This window comes from Vibrio atypicus, from assembly GCF_009811315.1.
GTDB classification, from domain to species: Bacteria; Pseudomonadota; Gammaproteobacteria; order Enterobacterales; family Vibrionaceae; genus Vibrio; species Vibrio atypicus.
Window position 1 is genome coordinate 322,203 of the sequence record NZ_BLID01000003.1, and the last position, 23,205, is coordinate 345,407.

General features: G+C 42.3%; 22 protein-coding genes and 2 tRNA genes. 6 read left to right on the forward strand and 18 right to left on the reverse strand.

The genetic code is table 11. From position 1 onward, the window contains the following. Positions 1-606: a beta-phosphoglucomutase family hydrolase gene (locus GVO60_RS08700; RefSeq protein WP_159652971.1), complete on the reverse strand. Its 606-nt coding sequence runs from the start codon at positions 604-606 to the stop codon at positions 1-3. A 140-nt stretch (positions 607-746) separates the two neighbouring features. Here GVO60_RS08700 and GVO60_RS08705 point away from each other — a divergent pair, with 140 nt between their 5' ends. After that, positions 747-2,507 (forward strand): methyl-accepting chemotaxis protein, encoded by a 1,761-nt coding sequence (locus GVO60_RS08705; protein ID WP_159652973.1) that lies wholly within the window; start codon positions 747-749, stop codon positions 2,505-2,507. A 60-nt stretch (positions 2,508-2,567) separates the two neighbouring features. Here the strand turns inward: GVO60_RS08705 and GVO60_RS08710 are convergent, their stop codons facing one another. The 3 genes from GVO60_RS08710 to GVO60_RS08720 form a co-directional block, all read right to left on the reverse strand. Next, positions 2,568-5,720 carry an efflux RND transporter permease subunit gene (locus GVO60_RS08710; RefSeq protein WP_159652975.1) on the reverse strand — a complete coding sequence of 1,051 codons (3,153 nt, stop codon included), beginning with the start codon at positions 5,718-5,720 and terminating at the stop codon, positions 2,568-2,570. 10 nt (positions 5,721-5,730) lie between these two features. Beyond that, entirely contained in the window at positions 5,731-6,858 is a 1,128-nt protein-coding gene (locus GVO60_RS08715; RefSeq protein WP_159652977.1) for an efflux RND transporter periplasmic adaptor subunit, read from the reverse strand. Positions 6,859-6,974: 116 nt separating this feature from the next. Continuing rightward, complete coding sequence (locus GVO60_RS08720; protein WP_159652979.1) at positions 6,975-7,517, reverse strand: GNAT family N-acetyltransferase; 543 nt, start codon at positions 7,515-7,517, stop codon at positions 6,975-6,977. Between the two features lie 333 nt (positions 7,518-7,850). On the opposite strand from GVO60_RS08720, the gene GVO60_RS08725 reads away from it, so the two are divergent. Then, on the forward strand, positions 7,851-8,978 hold the full coding sequence (locus GVO60_RS08725; RefSeq protein ID WP_159652981.1) for a fatty acid desaturase: 1,128 nt from the start codon (positions 7,851-7,853) through the stop codon (positions 8,976-8,978). Positions 8,979-9,098: 120 nt separating this feature from the next. Here the strand turns inward: GVO60_RS08725 and GVO60_RS08730 are convergent, their stop codons facing one another. The 4 genes from GVO60_RS08730 to GVO60_RS22635 all read right to left on the reverse strand — a co-directional run bounded on the left by GVO60_RS08730 (position 9,099) and on the right by GVO60_RS22635 (position 11,740). Continuing rightward, positions 9,099-9,638, reverse strand: coding sequence for a GNAT family N-acetyltransferase (locus GVO60_RS08730; RefSeq protein WP_159652983.1), 540 nt, complete (start codon positions 9,636-9,638; stop codon positions 9,099-9,101). 14 nt (positions 9,639-9,652) lie between these two features. Then, positions 9,653-10,912, reverse strand: a complete 1,260-nt coding sequence (locus tag GVO60_RS08735; protein WP_159652985.1) for a DEAD/DEAH box helicase — start codon at positions 10,910-10,912, stop codon at positions 9,653-9,655. A 35-nt stretch (positions 10,913-10,947) separates the two neighbouring features. Further along, positions 10,948-11,520, reverse strand: coding sequence for an acyl carrier protein phosphodiesterase (locus GVO60_RS08740; RefSeq protein WP_159652987.1), 573 nt, complete (start codon positions 11,518-11,520; stop codon positions 10,948-10,950). 97 nt (positions 11,521-11,617) lie between these two features. Further along, the gene (locus GVO60_RS22635) at positions 11,618-11,740 is read right to left on the reverse strand and encodes a hypothetical protein (protein ID WP_263971428.1); all 123 of its coding nucleotides are present in this window, start codon (positions 11,738-11,740) and stop codon (positions 11,618-11,620) included. Between the two features lie 342 nt (positions 11,741-12,082). On the opposite strand from GVO60_RS22635, the gene GVO60_RS08745 reads away from it, so the two are divergent. From GVO60_RS08745 to GVO60_RS08755, 3 genes are all read left to right on the forward strand, one after another. Then, a complete protein-coding gene (locus tag GVO60_RS08745; protein ID WP_159652989.1) occupies positions 12,083-13,285 on the forward strand; it encodes an aromatic amino acid transport family protein in 1,203 nt (400 codons plus the stop codon). Positions 13,286-13,430: 145 nt separating this feature from the next. Next, positions 13,431-14,567, forward strand: a complete 1,137-nt coding sequence (msrB, locus tag GVO60_RS08750) for a peptide-methionine (R)-S-oxide reductase MsrB (protein WP_159652991.1) — start codon at positions 13,431-13,433, stop codon at positions 14,565-14,567. A gap of 207 nt (positions 14,568-14,774) precedes the next feature. Further along, the gene (locus GVO60_RS08755) at positions 14,775-15,449 is read left to right on the forward strand and encodes a MipA/OmpV family protein (RefSeq protein WP_225874918.1); all 675 of its coding nucleotides are present in this window, start codon (positions 14,775-14,777) and stop codon (positions 15,447-15,449) included. A gap of 144 nt (positions 15,450-15,593) precedes the next feature. On the opposite strand, the gene GVO60_RS08760 is transcribed toward GVO60_RS08755, so the two are convergent. Together GVO60_RS08760 and GVO60_RS08765 are read right to left on the reverse strand one after the other, a co-directional pair. After that, positions 15,594-15,980 carry a nitrous oxide-stimulated promoter family protein gene (locus tag GVO60_RS08760; RefSeq protein WP_159652994.1) on the reverse strand — a complete coding sequence of 129 codons (387 nt, stop codon included), beginning with the start codon at positions 15,978-15,980 and terminating at the stop codon, positions 15,594-15,596. Then, complete coding sequence (locus tag GVO60_RS08765; RefSeq protein ID WP_159652995.1) at positions 15,961-16,494, reverse strand: GNAT family N-acetyltransferase; 534 nt, start codon at positions 16,492-16,494, stop codon at positions 15,961-15,963. Before GVO60_RS08765 ends, GVO60_RS08760 begins: the two co-directional genes overlap by 20 nt. Before the next feature lie 108 nt (positions 16,495-16,602). On the opposite strand from GVO60_RS08765, the gene GVO60_RS08770 reads away from it, so the two are divergent. Beyond that, complete coding sequence (locus GVO60_RS08770; protein ID WP_159652996.1) at positions 16,603-17,037, forward strand: DUF4174 domain-containing protein; 435 nt, start codon at positions 16,603-16,605, stop codon at positions 17,035-17,037. 39 nt (positions 17,038-17,076) lie between these two features. Here GVO60_RS08770 and GVO60_RS08775 read toward each other — a convergent pair whose 3' ends face one another. The 8 genes from GVO60_RS08775 to GVO60_RS08810 form a co-directional block, all read right to left on the reverse strand. Beyond that, a complete protein-coding gene (locus GVO60_RS08775) occupies positions 17,077-17,322 on the reverse strand; it encodes a nitrite reductase (protein ID WP_159652997.1) in 246 nt (81 codons plus the stop codon). 186 nt (positions 17,323-17,508) lie between these two features. Next, positions 17,509-17,582: transfer RNA gene (locus GVO60_RS08780), tRNA-Cys, on the reverse strand. A gap of 35 nt (positions 17,583-17,617) precedes the next feature. After that, positions 17,618-17,704 (reverse strand) — tRNA-Leu (locus GVO60_RS08785). Positions 17,705-17,895: 191 nt separating this feature from the next. Next, the gene (locus GVO60_RS08790; RefSeq protein ID WP_159652998.1) at positions 17,896-18,408 is read right to left on the reverse strand and encodes a hypothetical protein; all 513 of its coding nucleotides are present in this window, start codon (positions 18,406-18,408) and stop codon (positions 17,896-17,898) included. 113 nt (positions 18,409-18,521) lie between these two features. Then, entirely contained in the window at positions 18,522-18,848 is a 327-nt protein-coding gene (gene nirD, locus GVO60_RS08795; protein WP_159652999.1) for a nitrite reductase small subunit NirD, read from the reverse strand. Positions 18,849-18,850: 2 nt separating this feature from the next. Next, positions 18,851-21,331, reverse strand: a complete 2,481-nt coding sequence (gene nirB / locus GVO60_RS08800) for a nitrite reductase large subunit NirB (protein ID WP_159653000.1) — start codon at positions 21,329-21,331, stop codon at positions 18,851-18,853. Between the two features lie 11 nt (positions 21,332-21,342). Next, entirely contained in the window at positions 21,343-22,197 is an 855-nt protein-coding gene (locus GVO60_RS08805; RefSeq protein ID WP_159653001.1) for an ABC transporter ATP-binding protein, read from the reverse strand. Between the two features lie 11 nt (positions 22,198-22,208). After that, on the reverse strand, positions 22,209-23,177 hold the full coding sequence (locus GVO60_RS08810; RefSeq protein ID WP_159653002.1) for an ABC transporter permease: 969 nt from the start codon (positions 23,175-23,177) through the stop codon (positions 22,209-22,211). Positions 23,178-23,205 lie beyond the last annotated feature (28 nt).

A 23,205-nucleotide genomic window follows, 5' to 3' on the forward strand; every position in this document is an offset into this window, starting at 1 on the left:
TTACTGTTTAACAAGTGGATAGAATATCAACTTATCTCCTTCCACCATCATACAATCCATACCGCCAGCATGTGCGGCTGACTTACCTAGCTCTGTATCCTCAAAGACAACACATTCTTCAGGTTGTAAACCTAACTTCTCAGCAGCTTGCAAAAACGTATCAGGATTCGGTTTGTGGTTTTTGACATCGCTAGCAGTGACAACGGCATCCAATCGTTCAAGTAACCCCACACGACCCAATAGTTTTAGTGCACTTTCTCGCTGACTGCCCGTCCCTACTGCCAGCTTTTTTATACCATGGTATTGTTCTAGAACGTCATTACTACACTTTATCTTATCGCCGTGTTCCTCAAGCTCAGCAAATACGCGCATTTTGTATTGTGAGACTTCCGTTGTATCTAAACTTAAGTCATATTCTTTGTTTATTTCTGCCGCTATCTTGTAACTAGGCATACCACCTAAACTATGTAACCATTTCTGTGTAAACGGGAAATTAAAATGTTCAGCTGTTTTGTGCCATGCGCTAAGGTGAGCGGGCATGGTATCTATCAGAGTTCCATCCATATCGAAGATAAAACCCTGATACTTTTCCAATATTTCTAACATAATTAATAACCTATAAACTTTCGTTGAGTTAATTGATTTTTACACTTAACTCATAAGTACAATTGATAAATTTATGATTCCGGTCTACCATCATCGATAAATGCTAAGAATATTATTAACCTATAGACTAAGGTAATCTCATGAATATCAAGAATAAACTGTATTCATTGGGTGCGGTAGCCATTTTGGGGGTCGTTTCCCTTCTTTTATCAACTTCCCACTTTGCCCAAACCACTTCTCAGTTAAATCAAGCCAATCTCCTAGTTGCTCAACTTGAAATTCGCCTTCTCAATCTAAGACGTAATGAAAAAGATTTCTTACTTCGTAAAGATATGAAGTACATGGATAAGTTCAACAGTAATATGGATAAGTTTCTTGGAATCGAGTCCGAGCTATCTTCGATACTAAAAGAGCATAACCTTCCATCAAGCGGACAACTGCGCAGCGATATTATCAGTTACCAAAACGGTTTTACGGCGCTTGTGAATGCATACAATCAACATGGTCTAAATGCCGAAGATAAACTACTAGGCCGCTATAACAAAGCTTTATCAGAAGCAAAATCTGGCCTAACTAGTGATGAACTTTTACAACTGTTTTCATTTAACTCAAAAGTTCAAAATGGCGAGCTAGATACGAGTCTCATCTCTTCTAGTGCATCGAACCTTTCTGCAGCGGCTAAATCACTCATCGACCAAAAAATTAAAATAGGTTTGAAATATAATACCGGTTTACTGGGCGACACTCGTGGCCTATCTCATGCGGTGGAAGAGCAATTTAAATCATTTTCAAAGTCCCTCTCAGCTCAATCACTTGAAACTCAAAATCAACTGGCTAACTTTAAGTTTGCGGCAACTACATTAGTCATTGTCATCATCGTCCTGTTTATTTGGCAGATATCTCGTTCAATTAACAGTCAAGTTGCGAGTTTATTAGCCATTATCCAAGAAATCGCGCGTTCTAATAACGTAGCACTGCGTTCGAACCTAGCGGGTAACAATGAGCTCGTCGCTATCGGTAACTATTTCAACCGTTTACTTGATAAGTTAGAGCAGCTTATCTCTGGAACTCAATCCAAATCAAACGAGCTGTCTCAAAGTACCGCGAACATGCACACTGTTTTGGAAGACGTGATCACTCAATTCAATGTTCAGGGTGACCACACCTCGACAATGGCGACATCTGTCCAAGAAATGGTTTCAACGATTAACGAGATTTCTGAGAGTACTGCAGTTGCTGTTGAAGGTGTACAACAAGCCGCAGTTAACGCTGAGAATGGCCGTAAAGTTGTTAAGACCACAGTGCAAAACATTGGCCAGCTCTCTTCTATATTAGGGAGTAGCCAACAATCCATCGGTTCTTTAAATAACCATGTTGATAAAATTGGTGATGCCGTAAATATTATTCAAGAAATTGCTGAGCAGACTAACCTACTAGCACTCAACGCAGCGATTGAAGCCGCTCGTGCGGGTGAGCAAGGTCGTGGTTTTGCAGTCGTTGCGGATGAAGTTCGTGCCTTAGCGAGCCGTACCCATCAATCAACGGAAGAAATCACTAAGGTCGTCACAGATATTCAGTCTCAAATGTCCAAGGTAGTGACCGATATTGATCAGTGTAATGAACAAGGTCAATCAACGTTGAAAGCATCAGATACGTTAGATGGTAGCCTCTCTCAGATCATCGAGGATATGACCAACATTCAAGCTAACTCTGAGCGAATTGCTTCTGCAATTGAAGAGCAAGGGATTGTTATGAATCAAGTGAGTGAATCGATAACTGAGCTCAACTCTATCTCAGATAGCAACATGCAGTCAGCGCAACAATGTTTGACTGAAGTTGATCGTGTTTCAGCGCAAGCTGCTGAAATGGATCATGCTGTCGCTGAGTTTAAAACTTCATAGTTAATCTTTTCGATAAAAAAATGCCCGCTTTATTGCGGGCATTTTTGTTTTTAGTCCAAATTAATCGTCATCGATTGGGATTAACTTAGTGTTACCACCATGATGCTTTTCACGTTTACGCTGTACCATGGCATAGAATCCAGGAATCAGGAAAGTACCCGCTAATAGCACACATAACAAACCGCCTATCAACGAAATTCCAAGAGAGTTTTGACTTACGTGGCCCGCCCCAGAGGCGAATATAAGCGGGAAAATACCAAGAATAAACGACCAAGATGTCATGTTAACTGCGCGGAAACGTAGCTTACCGCCCTCAACTGATGCTTGATCAATCGGAGCATCCTTTTCTTCACGTTCCACTTTCGCAAACTCAACGATCAGTATTGCATTCTTTGCAGCTAGAGCAATCAAAAGAACCAAACCAATTTGGGCGTATAAGTTCAGCGGTGTCCCCGTCAGGTTCAACGCCAAGAAAGAGCCTAAGGTTGCAATTGGTACGACTAGAATAATCGCTAAAGGAATCGTCCAACTTTCATATTGCGCCACCATAAACAAGTAGATAAAAATGAGAGCCAATGCGAATGCAAATATTGCTTGATTACCCGCAAGCACTTCTTGGTACGCCATGCCCGTCCACTCATATTGGTAACCGTGTGGCAATACTTCTACTGCGACACGTTCCATTGCAGCAATGGCGTCACCGCTAGAATAACCAGGTGCAGGTTGCCCTTGAATAATTGCACTACGGTACATGTTGTAACGCCATGCAACGTCCGGTTCAAAGATTTGCTCGTATGTAACTAAAGTACTCAGTGGGATCATTTCACCCTGCGCTGAACGTACATGGAAACGCTCTAAATCTTCCATTCCACTTCTGTGTTCGCTGTCAGCCTGCATCGACACACGGAAGTTTTTTCCGAACATGGTAAAGTCATTCACATACAATGAACCTAAGTTACCCTGTAGCGTTTGGAAAATACTAGAAAGAGAAATACCTAGTTGCTGCGCTTTTTCTCTATCAATGTCGACGTAGTAATGAGGAACATTTGCGCGGAAAGTGCTAAATGTATACGCAATTTCAGGTTGCTTGTTCGCTTCCGCGATTATCTGCCCCATGACAGTTGCAAGGTCAGTACGACTTCGACCAAGCGTATCTTCAAGAACAAACTCAAAACCTGACGCCGCGCCCATGCCAGGAACCGCAGGTGGTCCCATAGCAAACACGATGGCTTGAGGTAATTCCATCGCAGCGCGCCCATTAATGCGTTGAGCGATTGCATTAGAGGAATGATCCCCCGACATTGCATTGCGCGCGTCCCAATCATGAAGCTTAATAAACAGCGAGGCACCGTTTGATGCCGCTGCTCCCGTCATAAAGGCAAATCCATTGGCAACGGTAACGCCATCAACCCCAGGTTCTTGTTCAACCATAGAGATAAGTTGTTCAGTCACCTCTTCTGTTCTTGATAACGAAGCTGCATCTGGTAATTGCACGTTAACGAGCAAAATACCTTTATCTTCTTGTGGAACAAATGCCGTAGACGTAGTTTTGGCGAAGAAAGTTACCGCTCCTACTGCAACGACAAAAAAGACAACAAGAAGAAGTGATTTTTTCACTAGGAAGCCAGCAATCTGTCCGTAGCGTGTTGTTACTTTTTCTAAGCCCGCATTAAACACAGCAAACCAACGTGCAGTGTTTCCTCCACCTTGTTTTAACACTAAAGAACAAAGCGCAGGTGAAAGCGTCAAAGCATTAATCGATGAGATTACCACTGAAATACATATGGTCAGTGCGAACTGCCGGTACATTATGCCGGTAATGCCAGGCAACATTGCAACAGGCAAGAACACCGCAAGCAACACTAAGGTCGAGGTAATAATTGGACCGGTTACCTCTTTCATTGCTAATAGTGTTGCTTTACGAGGTGTGAGACTTGGATCTTTAGCCATCGTCGTATCAACGTTCTCGATAACAAGAATCGCATCATCCACGACAATACCAATGGCTAAGATTAAACCAAACAAAGTCACTGTGTTTATCGTGAATCCTGTTGCTTGCATAATCGCAAATGTACCGATCAACGACACAGGTATTGCAACGACAGGAATGAGTGTTGCGCGCGCACTACCAAGAAACAGGTAAGTCACGGCAATCACGAGTAAAATTGCTTCGATTAAGGTTTTAACTACCCCTTTGATCGATTCTGCGACGAATAGCGTTGTATCATAGCTCGCCTCATATGCCATACCTTCAGGGAAGTTGCCGCTTAGCTTATCGAGTAGTGCCATTACGGCCTCACCACTTTCTAGCGCATTGGCATCTGATTGAAGTGACAATGTCACGATAGAGGCGTCTTGTCCTCGGAATTTACCACTACCATCGTAGAATTTTTTACCCAGTTCAACACGAGCTACGTCTCTTAGGTATACGCTTGAACCATCTCGATTGGCACGTAAAACGACGTTCTCAAATTCGCCAACACTTTCTAAGCGCCCTTTCGTAACTAGGTTAAATTGTACTTCTTGAACATTATTGTAAGGTGCGGCACCTACACGCCCTGCTGCTACTTGAACATTTTGCTCAGCCAGTGCTACGTATACGTCTGATGTAGTGAGTTTTAGGTTAGCCATTTTTTCAGGGTCGAGCCAGACACGCATCGCGTACTCGCCACCACCTATAACGTTAACTTCGCTTATACCAGTAACACGAGCAAGTTGATCTTTTACATTAAGGTTAATGTAGTTGATCAGGAATTGATCGTCATACTTACCATCTGGCGAATAGAAGTTCAGGACCATCAATAGGTCTGGAGAACGTTTTTTAACGGTCACGCCCACCATACGAACTTCTTGAGGTAACTTAGACTCTATTTGCGAGACGCGGTTTTGAACGTTCACTTGCGCCATATCAGGATCAGTACCGACATCAAACGTCACGTTTAAGTTATATGATCCATCATTGGCACTTTTTGAAGACATGTAAATCATGTTTTCAACGCCATTAACGGACGTTTCTATTGGGTCGGCGATTGCCTGTTCGACAACTTCAGCGCTTGCACCGGTATAATAGGCGGTGACACTCACTGAAGGAGGACTGATTTTTGGATACTCAGCAACCGGAAGAATCGCAAGAGCAATCGCACCAGCTAACGTAAGAATAATTGAAATAACCAACGCAAACTTTGGGCGCTGGATAAAGAAACGACTTAACATTTAAAGCCCTCTATTCAGCAACTGGGTTTGTGTCATCAATTCGTACAGGCACGCCATTGCGTATGCGCTGTAAACCTTGAGTAACAATTTTGTCTTGGGCTGAAATACCTTCCTTGATAATGATTCCCTGCTCAATTTGACGACCAAGATTGACGTTACGTCGCTCCGCAACATTGCCAGCAGTAATCACCATTACAAAATCCCCCTCTAGATCCGTCTGGACTGCGCGACGTGGGATAACCAAAACATCTTTGGCTTGCTTTTCTTTAAGCTCAACACGTACATGCTGGCCAGGAAGCAAACGGTAATTTGGATTAGGCACCTCTGCACGAAGCGCAATAGTACCTGTATTGAGGTTAATACGGTTGCCTAGGTAGTCGAGTTGTCCTGTATGCGGAAAATACTCGCCATTTTCGAGGATCACACTTACTTCAACGCTGTTAGAGCCAGAATCGCCCTCAGTTTGGACACGATCCATTCCCATATCAAGACGCTCACGTTCACTAATACTGAAGCCCGTATGGACAGGGTCTAAACTAACTAATGTAGTTAAAATACCTGATTGCGGAGATAGTAAATCACCCGTGCTCACTTTGCTTTGCGCGATTCGTCCAGCAAAAGGGGCTTTTATTTCCGTATATGATAGGTTGACTTGAGCCAAATGAAGTTGTGCTTTAGCTGCTTCTACCTGCGCTTTTGCGCCGAGTAACGTAGCGTTTAGATTATCGAATTCAGATTGTGAAATACTCCCCTTAGGAAGCAGATTTTTACCACGTTCAAAATCCAATTCTGATTTTTTAAGTGCGGCGTTGGCTTGCGCAAGACTCGCATTCGCACTGGCTACTTGAGCTTTAAATGATGAAGGTTCGATGGTGAAGAGTAACTGACCTTGTTCAACCATTTGCCCTTCTTCAAAATGGCGTTGCTTTAGGTAACCGGTTACTTGAGCAGTTATGTTGGTATCTTCGACCGCTTCAACGCGCCCAATGTAGGATTTACTTGCTTGATGAGGAATCTGCTGGACATTTTCTGCAACCACCAGCGGAGCTGGCATTTGGTTCTTTCCTTGATTCTGTTCTCCACACCCTGTAAGCAAAATAGCGCTTGCAAGCGCTGACAAAAGTAGAGTTTTTTTCATGAATAGACCGTTAGGTAATTAAAAAGAGGCACTCCAAAATTACCTAACGAAATACTGTTTTATGTCCGAAGATTATCAGAACAAAAAAGTTAAGTGTTTCAATTTGTTACGATTCATCACTTACTATGAGTTGCGATATTTTTTAACATTACTGAGGGTGATTTCCAGCGATAAACCAATTCAGGAACCTTATTACCACAAGGCGCATTCCATAAACGTTCAACGGAATTTTCTCCACCGATATGATCATAAAATTCAATCGCTTGGATATTTTCCTTCATCACTTCCAAATAAACACCGTTATCTGGGAAGTACTGTTCAATCCACTTTGCCATTTCTTCGATCAGCTTTGCACCAAGACCTTTACCTCGATAAGCATGATCGATATGTAGCGCGTCAATAATCGTTCCTTTGTCAAAGTCATGATTACCAAACGCACAAATAAAGCCGCACAGAAGTCCACCTTCTTCAATCAAAATAACATGTTGATTAAACGGAGGGTTAATCAAGCGAGTTTGCCAGACGGCAAGGCGCTCTTCGAGTACTTCTGTCTCTAGATATTCTTGCCCTAAGATTCCCTGATAAAACTGTTTCCAGCTCTGGGCATGCAGCGCAGCGATTCGCTCATAATCGCTATATTCAGCTACTTTCAATTCCATTTTTAGTTCCTTATTACTTCCTGTAAGGATTGTTTTACCTGTTCATACTATAAAACATTTAACCAAAAGCCAATGATTCTGAAACAAACAATGTCCTGATTATTTTTGCATATTCATTCACACTGGTGATGATGCTGTATTTTTCTATGAGTTTAAGGATTCACAACCGGTTACTACCTACAAAAAGTGATTGAGACTTTGATCGAGTAGCCCCTTAATCAGTAACAAAACGTAAAAATTCGAATTTTGTCAATAAAAAGCTTTCTAATGCATTTGACTTACACGTGTACGCTGATATTCTGGCGTACAACTGTTAGCTGAAAGGAAGCAAAAATGTCTTCGACTACCAAACCACCGTTAATTTGGTTGAATATCGTTATATTTCTATCATCATTTATTGTTGCTGTTGCGATAGTCCCTTTGTACGGTATCCAAGTAGGCTATGGCGTAGAACATTTACTTTGGTTTTTAGTGACTTTTTCATTCTGTAACTTGGCGATAACTGCGGGTTACCATCGACTATGGTCTCACAAAACGTATGAGGCGCATTGGTCTCTTCGTATCCCTTTTGCTATTGGCGGTGCCTTTGCACTCCAAAATAGCGCCTTACATTGGAGCTCTGATCACCGTATACATCACAAACATGTAGACAACAATGATAGAGATCCTTATTCAGCGAAGCGTGGATTTTGGTTTTCTCATATAGGTTGGATGCTTAGAGAATACAACGCTAACACCTACTCCGATTACAGTAATTGTCGCGATTTACAAAAAGATAAAATTGTAATGTGGCAGCACAAATATTACGTTCCACTTGCTATTGCAACTAACGTTGGAATACCACTGCTACTAGGAATTATCTACAACGATATTATCGGAATGTTACTTGTTGTCGGTGTATTAAGGCTAGTACTTAGCCACCACTCCACGTTCTTTATTAATTCATTAGCACATATCTGGGGTTCTCAACCTTATACAGATAAAAATACAGCTAGAGATAACGGCATACTTGCATTTTTCACTTTCGGCGAGGGTTATCACAACTATCATCACATATTTGAAAACGACTATCGGAATGGCATTTTATGGTGGCAATATGATCCTACGAAATGGCTTATTAAGTGCTGTTCTTGGCTTGGATTAGCTAAAAAATTGCGCGTTACGCCAAAGATTAAGATCGAAAAAGCGCGCGCTAAAATGAGCCGAGATTTGGCCGAGAGAAAAATTGATTCACTGCCTAATGCAACACAACTTAAAGAAGCGTTAAACAATGAGTTTGAACAACTACTTGCTAAATTGAGTGATTATTATGAAGTCAAAAAGCAAATCCTAGACGCGCGAAAGAATAGCTTGAGTGAAAAGTATGAATGCTCGTTGCTAAAGCTACGCTATGAACAAGTGAAAAAAGACCTCTCAAATCAACGTAAAAACTGGGAACTTCAAGTAGCGCGTTATGCCTAAAGTGAAATGATGTCGGTAAAAAAGGGAGTATGACGCTCCCTTTTTCAATTTAGATTTTGTGCTTTTTGTATATACAGTCACTGACACGATACATCTGTAGGAAAGCCGTTTTACCCATCTTTATCGTTTGTTGATAAGACAAGTAAACTCTATACAGTGTATTTCTTCGCCATGCAATTGAGCGAACTCCTCAATAATGCGCACTTTTTTAAAACCATTGAAAGATAATACCTTCTGCGACGCGATATTTGATATTTCTACGTAGGCAAATAGACGCTTAATACCTTTCTTACTTAGTTCAGTAATCGCCTTTTTGAGTGCGAGTTTAGCGACTCCTCGGGAAGTATATTGATGACCGATGCGATAACCCACATGGGCAGTCCCTTTGTTGAGGTCGACATTAGTAAAATTGAGTCGCCCTATAATTTCGCGAGACTCATTTTTAATCAACAAAGGTAGTAGTTGATTGCATTTATAATCAAGTAAGAACTGCTGAATGTGTTCTAACACACCTTCACGAGAATAGAATATTTGTTCCCTAGGTGGGATAAACTTATCAAACCAAGCTTTGTTTTCAAGCTCAAATTCCAGTAACTGCTCTGTATCATCGGTACAGAGCAGTTCAAGCTTCACTTCAGTTAATTCCGTCTTACTGAGCATCTAGACTCTCTTAGTTATCGTCTTTTACCGCGACCAGCATGGATCTTAAGTTTAGCCTTCATTTTACGCTTTTCAGAAGAACGGCTATTGCGTTTTGGTGAGCGTTCTAACTCAACGTCTTCAACTAAGCTTGGTTCGAAACCTTCTAACCATTCCTGTGGCAGTCTTGTATCGAGCAAACGCTCAATCGCCTCAAGTAAATAGTGTTCATCTCGGCTCATTAGAGATACCGCAAATCCCTCTTTACCTGCACGACCGGTACGCCCGATACGATGCACATAGTCTTCTGCTTTATAGGGCATATCAAAATTGACCACTTGCTCTAGCTGCTGAATATCGAGACCACGCGCAGCAACATCCGTAGCGATCAGCGCGCGAACTTTGCCAGTTTTAAAATCATCTAATGCTTTTTGTCGAGCGCCTTGACTCTTATCACCGTTAATTGACGCCGCTTTGATGCCATCTAACTTTAGCTCTTTCGCAAGTGAATCACTGCCCTGCTTTGTCTTGGTAAAGACCAAAACCTGTTGCCAGTTGCGTGAGCCAATCAAGTAAGCAAGAAGTTCAGCTTTACGCTTTTTATCAACGGGGTAAACCATTTGCTTAACGGTCTCTGCAGTACTATTTGATGGAGAGACTTGTACTTCGATTGGGTCTTGTTGCAATTTGTATGCGATAGACTTAATACGCTTATCAAATGTAGCGGAAAAGAACAACGTTTGACGGTCTTCATTAAAGCGTTTCAAAATACGTTGAATATCTGGCATGAACCCCATATCCAGCATTCTATCCGCTTCGTCTAGCACTAGGTATTCCGATTTACGTAGAGAGATATTTTTGCAGAACATGTGATCGATTAATCGACCTGGCGTTGCAATTAAGATGTCACAGCCTTGCTCTAGGTTGCGTGTTTGCATATTCATGCTAGTACCACCGTAAGCCGTGACAATTTTGATTTCGCTTCCTTGTGCGTATTGAATCAAGTTATCAAATACTTGCTGTGCTAACTCACGGGTTGGTACCAAAACCAAAGCACGAACATCATTGCCTTGAGGATCACGTTTAGAGTTTGACTCTAAAAGCTTTTGTATAATTGGAAGACCAAACGCCGCCGTTTTACCCGTCCCCGTCTGTGCACCAGCCAACACATCTTTCCCATCAAGAATGAAAGGGATAGCTTGTTGTTGTACTTGTGTTGGTTTTTCGAAACCTAGCGTTTTGAGAGTCGCTAGTATAGTTGGGCACAACCCAAGAGATTCAAATTCAGTCGACATGCGTATTACCTATAATTGCAAGGCCGACGATTCTATCAGAATCTTTTGCTAGCGTTTAGTATCTCAGGATAGAACGCAGCAAATAGCGCCTCTAATTCAGCATAGTTTTTCTCTACATGAGGGAAACACTCCACTAAAGCCAACATTCTTGGTGATCTTAGCGACATGCGTTGCAAAGCAAACTCAATATTTTCGAGATCTCGATAAGATTCTAACCACCGCCCTTGCCACATTCTCGACGTCACTTTCGTAAAGTTTTCTGGGAGCGGGTCTGAGTAGCCTTCAATCTCTTTCCGCGCGTAGGCACAAAATTGATCAAGGCCTGTCGAATGATAATCATGCCAATGATTTGCTAAGCAATGGTCCCAAAACATATCCAGTGCGATACCGGAGAAGCGTCGAGGGCCATTAGGAAACAGTGACTTTGCTTGCACCACCATATGGTGACTGTCAGTAAACGAATCGACAAATCGATGTAGCCTGACACCTTGTGATACTTCCAAAGAATAATGCTTATCAGGATCTCCTTTAACGAAATCCCCAAGTAAGTTACCAATTAGACTCGATTGGCATTGGTCAGCAATATGAAGGTGGGAAAGGTAATTCAAAAGATATTCCGCTCTTGTTGGATACCTTTATAAAAGCACAAAGCCAGCGCGATTGCACTGGCTCATTCTGGACGCTACATAAAGTAGCTATGAAGAATTACTTATTAAAGATATCTTCCGCTAGTTCTTCGATTGACTGTTCGTAGTCTGAAAGCTCGAAACCAATTTCCATTGCATCTAGCAGTTCTAGGCACTCTTCATTAAGTGTTTGGTCACTCATCTTGACCTCCTTTTTATAAACAACTTTATAGACCTGTTTTCAAGTCTCACCTTGTATATGTGGTCTATTGTTCCTTTTTAAAGCACTTATATGACAATTTAATGAAAGAACAAAGCAATTTTTCAATACGGTATGACGCCCCTCCCAAGTAATCGTTTGCCATGAGCACGCCTGGATGAGTGTAAACTAATAATTACACTAGTGGTAATTTATGTGTACAAATCAGTTGATCTTAACCAGTTAATTTTACACAATAAGAATATGACGGTTTTTATGACTACTAAATCAGCGAATAGGCAGTCATAACATCCAAAGCAGAACTAATTGTAAAGAATTGTATACATGAATAAATCAAAGATTTTAGGAAGTACTTTGATCATTGCCGGCACTACCATTGGTGCCGGAATGCTTGCCTTACCACTGGCATCCGCTGGTATTGGCTTTACCACATCACTAGTCATCATGATCGGGCTATGGGCTTTAATGGCTTATACAGCGCTGCTTATGGTGGAAATACATCAACACGCAGAGCAACATGCAACCCTACATACTTTAGCTAAACAGTTTTTAGGTACAAAAGGGAAATGGGTTGCTAGCTTTGCAATGATGTTTTTGTTCTACGCGTTATGTGCAGCTTATATTGCGGGAGGTGGTGCCCAATTTGGTGAGCGTATCGTTGGTTTCACTGGCATTGAAGTCTCTTCCACAGTATCAACCCTGATCTTTACGCTTATTGTCGCCACAATTGTTACGATTGGTACTGCCACCGTAGATAAAGTGAATCGTGTATTATTCTTGGTCAAAATTGTTACTATGGCATTGGTTCTTACCTTCTTAGCTCCTAATGTCACTGAGTCTTACCTACTGAGTATGCCTGTAGAGCAAGGATTAGTTATCGCGGCGATTCCGGTTATTTTTACATCATTCGGATTTCACGGTAGCATTCCGGCCATCGTTAACTATCTTGATGGTCATACACCTTCACTTCGTAAAGCGATTTTGATTGGCTCTGCAATTCCGCTAATCATTTATGTTTTCTGGCAGATCGTAACGCTTGGCGTCGTTAACCAGTCAACACTGCTTGATAACCAAGGGCTAAGCGCGTTAATTTCAACTCTATCTACGACGGTACACAAATCAAGCCTTGCTCAGACTATCGGTCTGTTCGCCGATCTAGCGCTATTGACGTCTTTCCTAGGTGTTAGTTTGGGTTTATTTGAATTCCTTGGCGATACGATGAAAAAGCAAGGTAAAGGTAATTCACGCGTTTTGGTGGGTTTAATGACCTTCCTGCCGCCAATGGGATTTGCGTTGTTCTACCCGCAAGGATTTATCATGGCACTGGGCTACGCAGCCATTGCTCTTGTTGTTTTAGCTATCTTCTTGCCGATTGTGATGGTGAGAAAAGCTCGCAAGCAATCTAATCACGACCATTACCAAGTGCTGGGTGGTAACTTAGGTTTAGTTGTAGGCGGGGTTGTCGGTGTGGCCATTGTCGGCGCTCAAATCATGATTACAGTGGGCGTATTACCAGCACTGGGTTAACAATCCAAATTCTAATTAAACGACCTTTAGCGGTCGTTTTTTTGATCTTTTTCTCCGCACATAAATAAAACTTTCTGCATACGCAATTTTTTATCACGTTTGTCGTTCTTATTAGGAGACAACAAAAGCAATCATAGAGGTTGATATGAAAGTGAAGTTTAAGTTTGTGTTACCTGCGCTCGCAACTATCGCGATTGCGACTTCTTTTTTTGGTACCGCCGATAGCAAGTTAACGACAACAAACACTTCAAACGGATTTGAAGTTGCCACTCTCGCTGGAGGGTGCTTCTGGTGCACAGAGTCGGATCTAGAAAAACTACCAGGTGTACTCGATGTAGTTTCAGGCTATTCCGGTGGAGAACTCGAAAACCCGACTTATAAGCAAGTATCATCAGGAAAGTCAGGACATATAGAAGTCATAGAGGTCAAATACGATCCGAAAGCGGTTGGTTATGAGCAAATCCTTGACCAATTTTTCCGCCATATCGACCCAACCGATGACAAAGGCTCCTTCGTCGATCGAGGTCCTCAATATCGACCTGCAATCTTTTATCATAACGAAAACCAAAGAGTTGTTGCCGATCAGTTTATGCAAGAGATCGAGCAGCTCGGTATTTTTCAAAAACCTCTAAAAACTGAATTGATTGCGTTTACTAAGTTTTGGCTCGCAGAGGATTACCACCAAGATTACTACAAGCGTAATAAGGTTCGTTATAACTACTATCGATATGCCTCTGGTAGAGATCAGTATTTAGACCAGATATTTGGGGAAGATCGCAACGAAAACCCTGTCACCCTGCGCCAATTGATCGATAAACAAAAACAGACGGCCGACATAAAAGCCTATCAAAAACCGTCTGATGAAGAGATCAAAGCAAAACTTACTGAGATGCAATATTATGTAACTCAAGAAGAAGGCACGGAGCGCGCATTCAGAAACGAGTATTGGGATAACAAGCAAGAAGGCATCTACGTCGATATTGTCACTGGAGAGCCATTGTTTTCATCCACAGATAAATACAAGTCTGGTACAGGATGGCCTAGTTTTACTAAACCTATCAATGAAGGTTACATTGTCACTAAAACAGATTTTCATTTGCTATATCCGCGAACTGAAGTCCGTAGCCGATTTGCTGACTCACATCTCGGGCATGTATTTAAAGATGGCCCTGCTCCAACAGGTCTTCGATACTGTATGAATTCTGCAGCGATGCGCTTTGTGCCCAAATCGGAACTTGAAAACCAAGGCTACGGTGAATATCTCTACTTGTTCGACAGCTAATCCATCCACTATGTCGACCTTAAGCCAGCTCTATCTGAGTTGGCTTTTTTTATGTGCCTTATCCCATTGTGGTGAATATTTTGCTCGCCGTGTAATAAATCTACGCTTAACACGTTCTTATATTGACCAATAAGGAGATTAAACATGAATCGAGCTAATTATCTGTATTTATTATGTTCGGCACTCGTTGTCGTAACCCGCCCAGTGATGGCACAAGACAACTACTACGATTTTGGTTTTGTAGGTGCGAGCGCAGCTTATGGTCAATCTGTATTTTCGGACAAGAACGACGCCCAAATTTCTTTAGAACCAAATCTTTTCTATAACGGTGAATATGGCTTCATCGACGGCAGCTTGGTCAATGTATCACTACTACCTTACGTCGGATTAACGGGAAATTGGCGGTTTGCTCAGGTCTCCAACGACTTCGACAACTTGCCTTCTGGCATTGAAGACCGAGAAGGGAACGGTGAGCTAGGCGTTACTCTTGGTACGGTAGGAGCCCGACTTACCTACTTACATGATGTAACAAGTGTCCATAATGGATATGAGGTGCAGTTGCATTTAGGTCGAACTCTAACAACCCCTTACCCGCAATTCACGCTGACCCCTTATGTGGAAGTCGATTATCGAGACAAGAAGCTCTCACGACACCTGTATTCAGTTTCGTCAGATGAAGAACTCAAGTCAGGGCTGAATCAACATGACGCGACTCGTTCTTGGGTGTATCAAGCCGGGTTGATTGGCATATACAACATAGCCCCAACATGGCTTGGTTTAGCAAAGTTTGAGTTAGAACATCATGACGAAAACTCACCGTTAGTCCAACGAGATTTAGGATGGTCGATGAGTTTGGGCATCACCTATAAATTTACTGACTAACTTGCTCTAAAGGTTCAGTTACTAGTGAACAATAATCACTAACTTCGTGTCCTAGTAGATCAAGGTTGTTCACTAAGTACTCTACTCGCTGCGCGGAAAATTCACTGTTATTTTCCGCGCATGCGTATTCAAGAACATTAACGACTACTTTTGTTTTCTTAACGCTCTATTCGACACGTTTTGCTTTGGCACTTCCGGCACTGGTCTACGTTCGTGTAATAGGTGTCTTATGGCAAGAATCGGATGAGGAAAGAGCATTCTTGGCCCTGCATATCGCATAACATCACGCATTGCCTCTTTAGGTTCAGGTTTGTAACAGTGTATTGGGCATCTGTTACATGTCGGTTTTTGTTGCCCATAGGGACAGCGATCTAATCGAGTTTCAGCATAAGCTAGGAGCGTTGAACACTCTAAACACAACCCGGCTTTCGAGTTATGCTTATCTCGACAATATATTGCCATCATAGCTGCCACCGTTTTATGCTCTGTCAGCAGTTCACCACTAAGGATGTCAGTATGAATGTGTTTCATTGTCAGTAAGCTTTAATTGATAGAGTAATAGATCAATTGTATCGCTTATTTTGCTTTGTACTTTGATGTAGTTAAAACCGAGCGTATTGAGTAGTTTTTTACTCGCAAAATTATCCGAGGTTGTGATAGCTACGAGTTCATCGATCCCCTCCTTCGCTTTTGCATAGCTAATCACCGCTTTTGCAGCTTCAATAGCGTAGCCGAAACCATAAGCTTTAGGTAACAGTCCATAACCAATATCATAAGCCGTTAATTCGTCACGTTTGATTAGGCCACACACACCTAATGGCTTTGAGTCAGCCTTAGATTCTATAACCAACAAGCAAACACCTTTACTTACACGCATCCCCAAAATTTTCTGTTCAATATAGATTTTTGCGTCATTGACATCGTGAATCTGTTTATCGCCTACGAATTGGAGAAAGTCTGGTGTGTTATACAGTTCTAAAACAAAATTGGCATCATCTACCGTCGCTAAGCGTAAAACCAAACGCTCGGTCGAAATCTGTTCCATTTTTACTACTTCCCGCCACTTTAAGGTAATGATTGAGCTTAACACCTACAATGATCGTATAGAAACTATGTTTTTTACGAGTTCAATTCGTGCAACCTGGGGGCTCAGATGCGTACTCTACTGCTACTGATTATCTTTAACGCTGTACAAACCTGCTGGGCATACCCTGCTCATACAGAGAAATGGGCCCACCGCAGCGTTATCTACTTCGCTCCTACCAACGACGAGCACGTAAAACAGTTCCTACTAGAAAGCTTAATGATTGAGTGCGAACTGTCAGAACGTGACGTGGTCACATTAGTTATTACTGAAGATGGATTTACGGTTCCTACTTGGGTACGCGATGAATTTAATCTAAGCGGTATGTTCCATATATATGACATAGTCCCTGGAGAACACACAGCGGTTTTGATTGGCAAAGATGGGATGGAAAAGCTGCGTTGGGGTAAGAAAACGAATTGGGAGTCAATAAAATCGACCATAGATATGATGCCAGTAAGGCAATATGAAATGTCTAAAAATACCAGTCCATGTTCAGCATAATGTTAAAGAGAGCTCTTTATACGAGCTCTCTGACATTGATTACAGAGACGCAATCTCTTTATCTATGTGATATTTGCTGTCTGTTACGATCTTCTCGAGAACTTCCACACGCTGCTTAAGTTCATCAATCTTTAGATTTAAACGATCCTGTTCATTCTGGCTAAGCTTGCTACTTTCTGATATTTCGAGCTCTTTCAGTTCTTTGCGATGATCGAGAATTAACTTAACAATTCGTCCACCGAATATCGCACCAAAGATGATTGCAATTATGAGTACATCTTCCATCCCCTAGTTCCTTCGTTCAAACTATATCGTTGTTTTATAAATTAAACTTAGATAATCAGAAGATCAAATATGGGAGCGGAGTTTTCTATTAAGTTGGGAGTGAACACACGAACGATTCAGAAGTGAGACAAAACTAGACGAATAGAAACGGAAAAAGCCCGTCACAATGGACGAGCTTTCGAATAATGGAGGCGCCTCCCGGAGTCGAACCGAGGTCCACGGATTTGCAATCCGCTGCATAGCCACTCTGCCAAGGCGCCTTACCGATTTTTATATCACAATCGAATGTTATTGATGGTGCCCCGGGCCGGACTTGAACCGGCACAGCGCGAACGCCGAGGGATTTTAAATCCCTTGTGTCTACCAATTCCACCACCAGGGCAACGCATAATGCGATGGTACACCATCATTCCAATCAGCTTTGCCGTTGGAACGAGACGTACTTTAACCGATTGATTTTATACGTCAACTAATAAAATCAATCGATTGATTCAAGTGCTGAAAAAACGGCCGCAATGCGCAAATTATGGTTAAAAAAGCTAATCTTTAACCTCATTTTTATTGGTTTAATAACTAGCAATTAATTGATGAGTAATAAATGTCGTTTTGCAATGCATGCTCGAAGCTAAATTCAATTCTTTTACCGCCTTCATCCGTTACCATGATTGTCATCTGTTCCGGTGTTACTTTTAGTGGCGGATACTTCGTTTCGTACCACGAACGATAAACACCCTCTGAATCAAGATATTTTGATGTCAATTTTGTCTGGCTTGCCAGAGTCATGAGCGCCCCACTATCTGTCACGACTTGCGTTTGCACCAAGTGACTTTCTTCGAGCGTTGACTCCATTACAGCAATGACTGTTATGGCATTTTCATCGTCTCTTGTTGGGTAAACTCTAACTGTCCTTCCTGCGTATTGCTGCTCAAGACCGTCATACTTCGCTTTATGATAACCGCAACTTGCACTTATCGCCGGTGACTGACCCTGTTTTACAACGGGCTTATAATAATCTCGGGTTGTCGGATATAACACGCACCCAGACAATACAATGCTCACTAAAGCAACGAGCCAAATTCTCTTCATAATTCTACTCCTATGGAATGAAAAGAATTATGAACAGCGTTTTATTGAAAATCCAGTCTCAATTACAAACGCTTACATTGCAAAAATGCACCACTCTAGTGGTGCATTTCTTATTAACTTAAAATTATATCGCTGTTTTCCACACTGACTTTCCAGGTTTTCAAGCTCACTTCCGGATATTCAACGCACTCTCCAGAATCTAACTTAAAGTGTTGTTTATAAAGGGGAGATGCAACGCAGAGGTGTCCATTTATGTCACCAACAATACCTCGGCTAATGACAAAAGCTTTCCCTATAGGATCCCAATGTTGTACAGCATATATGCCAATACCTGGTACGTTGAATAGTGCCACCTGCTCACCATCATGTATAACTGTGCGTCCTTGATAAGGCGGTAATTCAGACAATTCGCACACCTTTTCCTTTTCAATAACACTCATGTTTATACCTCCTTTACTGGAATACGTTGACCGCGAATGCGCTCATAAGGATAGATTGGGCTATTTGATTCACTGTTTATAAATGGTTTGAATCGAGCTAATTTTTCCGGTGCGTTTAAAGTTGCTGCCCACTCGCACTGATAGGTATCAACGAGATGCTGCATTTGGCTTTCTAACGAATCATTTATCTGCAAAGAGTCCTCTATGACAACCTGTTTCAAATACTCCAACCCACCTTCCAAGTTTTCCATCCAAACAGACGTCCTTTGTAAGCGATCTGCCGTTCTAACGTAAAACATCAAAACACGATCAATAAGAGTAACCAGTTCAGATTTAGATAGGTCGGCAGCGATTAAATCCGCATGGCGAGGTCGCATACCTCCATTACCGCACACATAAAGGTTCCAACCATTTTCAGTTGCGATTACACCAATATCTTTACTTTGTGCTTCCGCACACTCTCGCGTGCAACCTGATACGGCAAATTTGATCTTGTGTGGGGCTCTAAGGCCTTTGTAACGATTTTCTAGTTCTATCGCTAAACCAACAGAGTCATCAACTCCATAACGACACCAAGTAGAACCAACACAGGATTTGACGGTTCTCAACGACTTACCGTAGGCGTGGCCTGTTTCGAAGCCCGCTTCAATCAATGACTGCCATATGCTTGGTAATTGCTCAACTTGTGCTCCAAACAAATCTACTCTCTGGCCACCCGTGATCTTGGTATAGAGATCGAATCGTTTTGCGACTTTACCGAGTGCAATAAGCTTGTCTGGTGTAATCTCACCACCCGCGACTCTAGGCACTACAGAATAGGAGCCATCTTTTTGTAAATTCGCCATGAAAGCGTCATTAGAATCCTGCAAGGCACTATGTTGTGGCTCTAGAATATGTTCATTCCATAAGGATGCAAAAATTGAAGCTGCCGTCGGTTTACATAAATCGCACCCATGTCCCGTGCCGTGCTTAGCCAGCAAAGTGGTGAAATCTTTGATCCCTTCAACCTGGCATAGATGGAACATTTCTTGTCGGGAAAGTGCAAAGTGCTCACAAACATGGTTGTTAACTTCAAGCCCCATGGCGTTGAGTTGTTCGTCGAGAACAGACTTGACCATATTGCTACAACCGCCACAACCAGTGCCCGCTTTAGTCTGGCTTTTTACCATGTCTAAGTCGTGTGCACCTGCTTGAATAGCAGAGACTAAATCCCCTTTGGTGACATTGTGACATGAGCAAATCATTGCGCTTTCTGACATATTGCCCTGAAGCATTTGGGTATCAAATAGCAAATTAGCAGCATGTTCAGGCAGTGGAGTTTCGTTTAAATAACATTGAAGCAACGCATCATAATCTGAGTTATCACCGACGAGTATTGCGCCCAACAGTTTTGTGCCTGTTTCATCAACGACCAATTTTTTGTACACACCTGCCACCGCATCCTGCAATAGCATTTCTTGTGCACCTTCTGTTGTTTTGTGCGCGTCACCGATAGAAGCGACGTCTACGCCAAGTAGCTTTAGCTTAGTGCTCATGTCAGCGCCCATAAACCCACCAGTTTCATACGACATAATTTCACTCGCGGCAACTCTTGCCATCGCATAACCTGGTGCAACGAGTCCAAATACCTTTTCTTGCCAAAGCGCACACTCGCCAATCGCATATATGTTTTTGTCGCTCGTTCTACATTGGTCATCAATAACTATCCCACCACGTTCGCCGGTTTTCAGCCCAGCGTCTTTCGCTAAGCTATCTTGTGGCCTGATCCCCGCAGAAAAAACAATCACGTCGACTTCTAGCGCTGGCTTGTCTTTTAACACCATCCTAAGCTGTGCAGTTTCACCATCGCATATTTTTTCGGTTACTGTGTTGGTGTGAACTGTCAGCCCTAAGCTTTCAATTTTGTGTTTAAGAACTTCACCGGCACCATCATCCAGTTGAACAGGCATTAAGCGTGGTGCAAATTCGACAACATGAGTCTTAACCCCTAGTAATTTAAGTGCGTTCGCCGCCTCTAGTCCTAATAGTCCACCACCAATCACTGCCCCCGTCTTTGCCCCCTTGCATGCATCTTTGATTTTTGAAAGGTCGTCTAGGGTTCGATAAACAAAAATGTTTTCGCGGTCTTTTCCTTCGATGGGTGGGACGAAAGGAAAAGAGCCTGTCGATAGAACCAAATGGTCGTATTCAATCACGCCTTTATCGTCCAATACTAAGCGTTTTTCTTCCCTATCGATTTTTTTTACCTTGCAGCCTAAAATGAGTTCAATACCATGTTTTGCATACCATTCCTCACTACTCAGCATCAAATCATTGCGACTCTTACCTGAGAATACTGAAGAAAGCTGAACACGGTCATAGGCGATAAATCGCTCTTCACCGATTACAGTAATACGTTTTTCTAAATGAGCGCCTTTTTCGACTAGCTGTGTGACTAGGTGGTGCCCAACCATTCCATTACCCACGATTACTATTTGTTCCATCGTCTCTCTCCTTAAGCCGATTTTGCCGTCACACTTGTCGTATGCTCTTTGACTGGTTTACTTGGGGCTGCTTTCGATTGTTTTTCATACAAGAAACGCAGCACAGATTGACGATATTTTTGGTAATTAGGATCATCAGCCAAATCGACGCGATTCCTCGGTCTTGGCAGATTAATCTCTAATACTTCTCCGATTGTTGCTGCCGGGCCATTAGTCATCATCACGATTTTGTCGGACAGCAAAACAGCTTCATCGACATCATGTGTAATCATGATCACTGTGTTGTTTAATTCCGCTTGAATCTTCATTAATGAATCTTGCAGGTGGGCACGCGTTAAAGCATCAAGAGCACCAAAAGGCTCATCCATCAGCAAGACTTTAGGTCTTAGTGCTAGTGCTCTGGCTATACCAACCCTTTGTTTCATTCCGCCTGAGATTTCATCAGGCTTTTTATCCGCAGCATTCGTCATTTGAATCAAATCGAGATAGTGTTCTACTTGCTGCTTGACCCAGACTTTCGTCTCTGCGCCTTGTTTGTATTGATCTGCAATTTGTTTTACCGCAAGTTCCACATTTTGATACACAGTCAGCCAAGGTAATAAAGAGTGATGTTGGAACACCACAGCTCGCTCAGGGCCCGGGCCAGCGACCTCTCGCCCGTCAACGATGACTCCACCATCCGTTGGTAGATGTAAGCCAGCAACCAAATTTAGAACCGTTGATTTCCCACAGCCTGAATGACCTATTAAAGAGATAAACTCGCCTTTGTTTATTTGTAAGTTAACGTTTTTTAACGCCAGAAATTCGCCATTGGGCGTTGGGAATCGCATCCCTAACTGGGTAAGATCAAGTAATGGCTTAGACATAGATAACTCCTTTATCGCAATGCCTGTTGTTTGTTCCATGACAACCACTTCTGTAGTTGAAGCATCCCTCTATCAAGCAAAAGGCCAATAAAACCTATTGTTATAACGGCGACCATAATTCGTCCTAATGACGCAGAACTGCCGTTTTGGAATTCATCCCAGACAAACTTTCCTAATCCCGGATTTTGAGCCAGCATTTCAGCAGCAATGAGCACCATCCACGCAATTCCTAGTGATAAGCGTAACCCCGTAAAAATCATTGGAATGGCAGACGGAAGCACAATGACTCGTATATGCTGCCACCACGAAAGCTGAAGCACTTTACTTACATTGACTAAATCTTTATCCACACTTGTTACGCCCACCGCAGTATTAATCAAAGTTGGCCAAAGACTGCATAAAGCAACAGTGAGTAATGAGTTAACAAACGATTTGGCAAACATAGGATCGTCACTGACATAAGTTGCACTCACGACCATTGTGACGATTGGTAGCCACGCTAAAGGTGATACCGGCTTTAGCAATTGGATTATCGGATTAAACGCTTGGTAGACACCTTGGTTTAGCCCCAACACAATACCTAGTGGAATCGCGATAGCTGTCGCTAAAAGAAACCCAGCCGAAACCGTAACTAAACTCGTTAAAATTTGGTCGAAAAAAGTAGGCTTTCCTGTGTAAGGACGAATTTTAACTTTTGCATCCGGATTCTTAGCTAACTTTTCTGCATTGCGCTGTTCCTGACGTTCAATGAACGCACGTCCTTTCTCGCGTTCATCAAAATGTTCAACCACCAATTTGGCAAATTGCTGATACGTTTGTGAAGGTCCCGGTAGCGTCCCAAGAGATGTTTGTATCTCTCTAGCGCTCAAATGCCAGAACACTAAAAATATTAAGATTCCTATTAGCGGCAAAAGCATTAATTTGCTTTTGTTTGCCACCATCTGTTTACTTGGGATCAATGAGATCACATTGCTCGACATAACCATTCCTATCCTTCTGTGTTTTCCC